Below are 6,081 nucleotides of genomic sequence, written 5' to 3'. Positions count from 1 at the left end.
CCACTTGGCTCGGAGTGCCTTGTCGATCGCAGCGCCTTCGCCGGTCAGCCGGTGGTCTTCGCCGCGGGCAAGCAGCCCATATTCGACCATCGTGCGGCCGTCCGCATGGGTGCCGGTGCGGACCCAGACACGGCGTCGCCCGATGAACAGCGAAGCACTGAGTCCGGCAAGCGCAAGGGAGGAGAAGACGAGGGCACCCAGCTGGCCCGGATCGTGGCGGATATCCACGGCAATGTAGCGTTCCAGCCCATCGAAGGAGATAGTGCCCCTGCCGTCCGGCAGATCGTAGGTCTGGCCCGCGCCCAGGACAATTCCGCCCTCGTCGCTGGTACGACTGTTGAGCTCGGTCAGGTCATCGGTCTCAAGGACATAGACGCTGCGGGGTTCGCCGTCGTCGAGACCGAGATCGCCATAGTACGAGTTGAGGTTGAGCTGGGGGTTGAACGGGTCCGGGTCGCGGGAGAAGGCGACGCCGTCCTCGCCGACGAACGCCGTCGGAAGGAAGAATCCGACAAACCCCAACTGGTCCGGCGCGGCGTCGGGCGCCTTGATCACCATGAGCGAAGTGAAAAGCCCATCCTGCGGGATAGTCACGACCGGGCCCTGCATGGCAACGTTCCCGTTGCCATCGCGCACAGTGACTACCGGTGCGTACCCGTTGCCTACCAGGTAGATGCCGGTGCCGCCGATCTTCAGCGGCGAGTTCACTTTCAGGACCTGTTCGACTTCCTCAGCGTCAGGGCCGTCCTTGGTGGTGACGTCAGCGGTGAAGTCGAGGGGCTGCCCGTAATGGGTTTCCTGCCGGTCAAACTGCACATCGAAATTGTCCAGTCTCAGCGAATACGGCTCAAGTTGGCCAGCTGTGAAGTTCGCACCCGGAGTGAAAGTGTCGTAGCCCACCAGTGTGTTGACGAAGCTGTCACCCTCCACAATGATTTTCTGCCCGCTGTACCCGAACAATCCTCCCACTGCCACCGAGATGAGGACTCCGATCAGGGAGAAGTGGAACACGAGGTTTCCGACTTCCTTGAGGAATCCGCGTTCTGCGCCAACCGATGGTTGAGCGGTGTCGCTGTCGCGTAGGTCCACCCGGTAACCGCGCTTTTTCAGCAGTGCTGCAGCATCCGCGGCTGCCGATGCAGCCGTCAGCCGCGAGCCGCCCGACTGGGTGCTGGCAGGCACCACGACGGTGCCGTAAATCGGCATCCGAGAGAGCTTCCTGGGAGTCCTGGGAGGCTTCGACCGCATCGCCCGGCCATGTGCAAGGGCACGGGGTATGACACAGCCGATCAGGGAGATGAAAAGCAGCAGGTAGATCGCGGAGAACCAGACCGACGAGTAGACGTCGAAGAGCTGGAACCAGTCAAGTATCGGTCCAGTGTCCGGGTTGTCCTGGATGTACTGGGTTACCACTGCCGGGTTGGCGGGACGCTGGGGGAACAGGGAGCCGGGCACCGCGGCGACCGCCAGGAGGAGAAGCAGGAACAATGCTGTCCGCATGCTGGTGAGCTGGGTCCAGCCCCAGCGCAGGCTGCCTCGGATACCGAGCGCTGGAAGAGCGACGTCGGGCTTGCCGCCCTCGGGAGTGTCGGGGGTCATCGTCTGCCCCCTTTCGGTGTTGTTGGAAGTCATTAGATGGGGAGGGTCACCCCGCCGAGCCAGTTCTGCAGTTCATTGATCCACAGGGTCCAGACGCCGGTGGCCATGAGCAGGCCCACCACCACCAGCATGCCCCCGCCGAAGCGTTGCAGCGAGAGCCGATGTTTCCTGAAGAACGCCATTGCACCCATGCCGCGGCGCACGCCGAGGGCTATCAGCAGGAAGGGAAGCCCAAGCCCGAGGCAGTACACAAAGGTAAGGGCCGCACCTTTGGCGGCGCTGGCGTCGTCGTTGGAGAACGCCAGCAGCTGCACTGCAGACAGGGTGGGGCCAATGCAGGGCGCCCAGCCCAGACCGAATGTCAGGCCCAGAAGCGGCGCACCCCAGAGGCCGGTGGGCACCTTTGTCCGCAGTTTCTTTTCGGTTTGAAACCACGAGAAGCCGCCCATGAAAATCAGGCCCATGAGCACTACGACTATCCCCAGCGCCGGGATCAGCCAGCTTTCCGACCCCACCATCCACGCACCCAGCTGGCCGAACAGGGCTCCGTACGCCATGAAGACCACCGAGAATCCGAGCACGAACAGTGCTATCCCGGTCAGCATCCGACCGCGCTTCTGTTGTTCGAGGTCGACGCCGGTCAGCCCAGTGACATAACCGAGATAGCCAGGCACCAGGGGAAGGACACACGGGGAGGCAAAGGACACCAGGCCAGCGAGGAGCGCCACCGGCAGCGCCAGGAGCATGGACCCGTTCAGCACTGTGTCGGCGAACGCATTGCTGGTCGCCATTGGAACGGGTCCGCCGATTGCGGCGCTGAGGTGGAGGGGAAATGTCACAGTGGGTTACTCGGCCAACGCGGCGTCGATGAGGGCGCCGAGGGTGCTTTTGTCAGCCAGCCCGAGAATCCTTGCGGAGACTCGCCCCTCCTTGTCAATCACCAGTGTGGTGGGGACCGCCTGAGGCGGAACATAGCTGGTCATGGCCAGCAGGACCCCACCGTCCTGGTCATCGAGGCTCGGGTAGGGAATCTCAAAGGTGCGTTCGAAGGCCTCGGCCGTCTGCTCAGAGTCACGAATATTGACCCCATAGAATTGGGCCCCGGCCCCCTCATATTCTTCGTGCAGTGCCACCAGATCGGGGGCCTCCTCACGGCAGGGCGCGCAGGCGGCGTACCAAAAGTTCACCACTGTTACCTGCCCAACCCAGTCAGCGGAATCCACGACGGATCCGTCGTAACCTGCTCCGGTAACGGCGACCGGGTCACCTCGGTCAGCAGCCGCGTACTCGGTGACCGAGCCATCGCCAGCGATGTAGTTCTTGTTGTCGCCGACGGCGGCTTGCTGCGCCAGCGGGTCCTCAGCGGCGCAGGCTGACAGGGCGAGGGCGGCGGATAGTCCAAGAGCCAGCGTTATCCCAAGCCTCTTCGGGCGTCTGGCGGATCGATCAGAGTTTTTCACAGCTTCTTCCACAGTTCTACAACGTGTAGTAATCCTATTACGCTCCCGGCAGGTTTGCCGCACCGGGCAGGAGGTCAGCGCTTGGTTCCTCGTACCGCACGCCAACCAGCCGCTCGCCATCGAAGTCGAGGGAGGTAATGGACGTCAACGTGCACTCCCGGTCACGGGGATCGTGCCAGAGCCGCCGGTTCTCCGCAGCGAGGCGGGAGACCCAGATTGGCAATTGATGGCCCACTACTATGACCTCAGCCGGGCCAGCGGACCCGTTGGCTTCGGCCAGCCCGACAGCCTGGACCCGGGCATCAGTGACCGCAGCCATCATGCGCCCCACCTGCTGGCCATAGGGCTCCCCCCAGGAGGGACGGAGGGGGTTGATCAGCAAAGGCCAGTAGCGCGGATGGCGCAACTGCCGGACCACCTGGGACATGCCTTCAAAACGACTGTATGCCTCGATGACCCGGGCATCAGTGACGATCTCCAGTCCAAGCCGCTGGGCAATCGGAGCGGCAGTTTCCTGGGCGCGGGTCAACGGCGAGGCAACCAACTGCACAATGCTCGCTCCAGCGTTCGCCCTCCCCGCGAAGTGCCCGGCGACCCGTTGAGCCATCTCGCGGCCCAGCTCCGACAGGTGAAAGTTCGGCAGGCGGCCGTAGAGAACGCGCTCGGGATTGTGAACCTCGCCATGACGCACGAGGTGGACGGTAGCTAGGGACATGGGTCCAGTTTCTCAGAGTTCGGTCACGCGGCTAAATCCGCTCGCGACCAACTGGCAGCCATTTTACTTGACCATTTAACTAAATCCGGGAATAATCAATGCAAATGCATGTTTATTATAGATGGCAGCCTCCCGGCGGCCACTGCAGCATCGCTTAGTCGGCATCACGATCAGGAGACTCATCATGGCCATTCCCACAGGACTGAACAACGGCATCTGGACCCTCGACGGCTCACACAGCGAGGTCGGCTTCACCGTTCGTCACGCCGGCATCAGCAAAGTGCGCGGCAACTTTGACACAGTTGATGCGGCCCTCCACGTCGGCTCCTCGCTGAGCGACTCAAAGGTGACCGCGACCATCAACACCGCTTCCTTCAACTCCAACGACGAGAACCGCGACGGGCATGTGCGGGGCAAAGACTTCTTCAACGTCGAGCGTTTTCCCGAAATGACTTTTGAGTCAAGCTCCATCGACGGCGCCGGCGAGACCTACCAGCTCTCAGGTAACCTGACCATCCGCGACGTTACCCTTCCAGTGGTCTTTGACACTGAATTCAATGGCGTTGCTGTCGATCCCTTCGGCGCAACCCGCGCCGGGTTCTCCGGCAAGACGGTCATCTCCCGCAAGGACTTCGGTCTGACCTGGAACGCAGCCCTCGAAGCCGGCGGCGTGCTGGTTGGCGACCAGGTGACCATCAACCTTGATGCAGCGTTCGTAGCGCCTGCCAAATAGGCTTTCCGGCCGGTGGCTGCCTGGCTCCCACGAGGGGCCCGGCAGCCGCTGCTAGTTAATCCCCCAGCTGGGTAAACCTCCGGGCTAAGGTTGGCTCTGCGGCCCACCGGGTCCGTATCAGTCTCACATGCAGAGGACACGCCGATGAGTACATCTCCCAATGACCCCACCCCAGACCACAACAGGCCCCCAGGCGACAACGCAGACCCACAGCAGCCGGCCCCCGAGCAGGATCCCACTGGCGCCCAGCCGACTCCCTACGGCTACCGGGATGCGCAACCGTCCGGGTACAGCTACCCGGGAAACATGAACCAGGTCTCAGCGGATGAGAAGGGCCCTGCCCCAAAGGAAGTGGAGCGGGCGTTCTGGCTGATCATCGCTGCTGGTGTGGTCAATTTGATTTCCGGTGTCATCTTCTCCGTTGCCAACCCGATGCCGGGCCTGGGCGGCGTCAGCACCGCGTTGGTCCTCGTGTTTGCCGCAGTTGCTCTTGGTATCTACATTTTGCTGGCGATCTTCATCCGCAAGGGACACAACTGGGCAAGAATCACAGCCGCCGTGCTGGCGGGCCTCTCGGTACTGAATTACCTCTTCAGCCTGCTGTCCGCGTCAATGCTTGAGGGCAGCGATCTGCTCCAGGGTCAGGAGATGGTCACACCGGGGCCATTGGAGACCATCCTCGGAATCCTCGTCCTGCTGCTCGGTACTGCCGGCGTCGTCATGACCTTCCTGAAGCCGGCCCAGCCGTACTTCAGGAAGCAGGCCGTACCCGGGCAGTTCTAGGCGTTCCCTGCGCCTCTGGAACCTACTGTGCCGTGCGGGCGCGGGAGTCGGCAGCGATGTCCGGTTCCTGCGCCCGTTGTGCGTGGTAGGAAAGGATTTGCAACTCGGTAGCCATGTCCACCTTCCGCAGCTGGACACTCTCGGGAACCTGCAAGACCACCGGGGCAAAGCTCAAAATGCTGGTTATCCCGGCGTCAACCAGCCGGTCGCACAGGGACTGTGCCACCGCGGCAGGCACGGCGAGCACAGCCATATTGGCGCGAGTCCTCTGCAGCACCTGCTCCAGATCAGCTACCGGGCTGACCCGCAGCCAGCCAACCTCGGCGCCGACCACCAACTGGTCGGCGTCGAAAAGGCAAACAATTTCGAATCCCCTGGATTCGAAACCGGAGTAGCCGGCCAAAGCGCGGCCCAGGTTGCCCGCGCCAATAATGGCGACCCGCCAGTCCAGGGTCAATCCGAGCGCGGCGGAGATCTGTCGGTTCAGGTATTGCACGTCGTACCCCACGCCGCGGGTGCCGTAGGACCCCAAATAGGACAGGTCTTTGCGCAGGATCGGGGAATTGACACCGGCCTCTTCAGCCAACCGGTCGGAGGACACCCTCTCGGTGCCCTCGGCGAGCAGCGAGTTCAGGGCCCTGAGGTAAATGGTGAGGCGCGTCAGGGAGGCCGTCGGGATCTGCCGCATCGCAGCGCCGATCCCCGGCAGTGGTAGCTCTGGTATCTCCGGCGTCGTCACTGTCAATCGCTCCGTTTACTGTCCGCCAGCCGTTTCACGGCAGGGCCGCAGG

Annotated in this window: 7 protein-coding genes; 2 read left to right on the top strand and 5 right to left on the bottom strand. The window is 62.8% G+C overall.

The genetic code is table 11. The features are described 5' to 3' along the window. The 4 genes from Y703_RS18450 to Y703_RS0106745 all read right to left on the bottom strand — a co-directional run. On the bottom strand, positions 1–1,599 hold a 1,599-nt coding region (locus Y703_RS18450), incomplete at its 3' end, for a cytochrome c biogenesis protein ResB (protein WP_051427373.1). A 32-nt stretch (positions 1,600–1,631) separates the two neighbouring features. Continuing rightward, positions 1,632–2,390 (bottom strand): cytochrome c biogenesis CcdA family protein, encoded by a 759-nt coding sequence (locus tag Y703_RS0106755; protein WP_035764120.1) that lies wholly within the window; start codon positions 2,388–2,390, stop codon positions 1,632–1,634. Between the two features lie 54 nt (positions 2,391–2,444). Further along, positions 2,445–3,059, bottom strand: a complete 615-nt coding sequence (locus Y703_RS0106750; RefSeq protein WP_026552097.1) for a TlpA family protein disulfide reductase — start codon at positions 3,057–3,059, stop codon at positions 2,445–2,447. A 37-nt stretch (positions 3,060–3,096) separates the two neighbouring features. After that, the gene (locus Y703_RS0106745; protein WP_026552096.1) at positions 3,097–3,774 is read right to left on the bottom strand and encodes a histidine phosphatase family protein; all 678 of its coding nucleotides are present in this window, start codon (positions 3,772–3,774) and stop codon (positions 3,097–3,099) included. Positions 3,775–3,958: 184 nt separating this feature from the next. On the opposite strand from Y703_RS0106745, the gene Y703_RS0106740 reads away from it, so the two are divergent. Both Y703_RS0106740 and Y703_RS0106735 read left to right on the top strand, forming a co-directional pair. Beyond that, a complete protein-coding gene (locus Y703_RS0106740; RefSeq protein ID WP_026552095.1) occupies positions 3,959–4,507 on the top strand; it encodes a YceI family protein in 549 nt (182 codons plus the stop codon). 144 nt (positions 4,508–4,651) lie between these two features. Next, positions 4,652–5,290, top strand: coding sequence for a DUF308 domain-containing protein (locus Y703_RS0106735; protein ID WP_026552094.1), 639 nt, complete (start codon positions 4,652–4,654; stop codon positions 5,288–5,290). 22 nt (positions 5,291–5,312) lie between these two features. On the opposite strand, the gene Y703_RS18445 is transcribed toward Y703_RS0106735, so the two are convergent. Next, positions 5,313–5,978 (bottom strand): redox-sensing transcriptional repressor Rex, encoded by a 666-nt coding sequence (locus Y703_RS18445; RefSeq protein ID WP_173400619.1) that lies wholly within the window; start codon positions 5,976–5,978, stop codon positions 5,313–5,315. Positions 5,979–6,081: the final 103 nt, after the last annotated feature.

This window comes from Arthrobacter sp. H20 (assembly GCF_000520515.1).
GTDB lineage: Bacteria > Actinomycetota > Actinomycetes > Actinomycetales > Micrococcaceae > Arthrobacter_D.
The sequence above is the reverse complement of the archived record's forward strand: the minus strand, read 5'-3'. Positions and strand labels throughout refer to the sequence as shown.

Bases quoted from the DNA above. Each gene is read 5' to 3' on its own strand.
- Y703_RS0106735 (WP_026552094.1), top strand. From the start codon at position 4,652: ATGAGTACATCTCCCAATGACCCCACCCCAGACCACAACAGGCCCCCA.
- Y703_RS0106740 (WP_026552095.1), top strand. From the start codon at position 3,959: ATGGCCATTCCCACAGGACTGAACAACGGCATCTGGACCCTCGACGGC.
- Y703_RS18445 (WP_173400619.1), bottom strand. From the start codon at position 5,978: ATGCGGCAGATCCCGACGGCCTCCCTGACGCGCCTCACCATTTACCTC.
- Y703_RS0106745 (WP_026552096.1), bottom strand. From the start codon at position 3,774: ATGTCCCTAGCTACCGTCCACCTCGTGCGTCATGGCGAGGTTCACAAT.
- Y703_RS0106755 (WP_035764120.1), bottom strand. From the start codon at position 2,390: ATGGCGACCAGCAATGCGTTCGCCGACACAGTGCTGAACGGGTCCATG.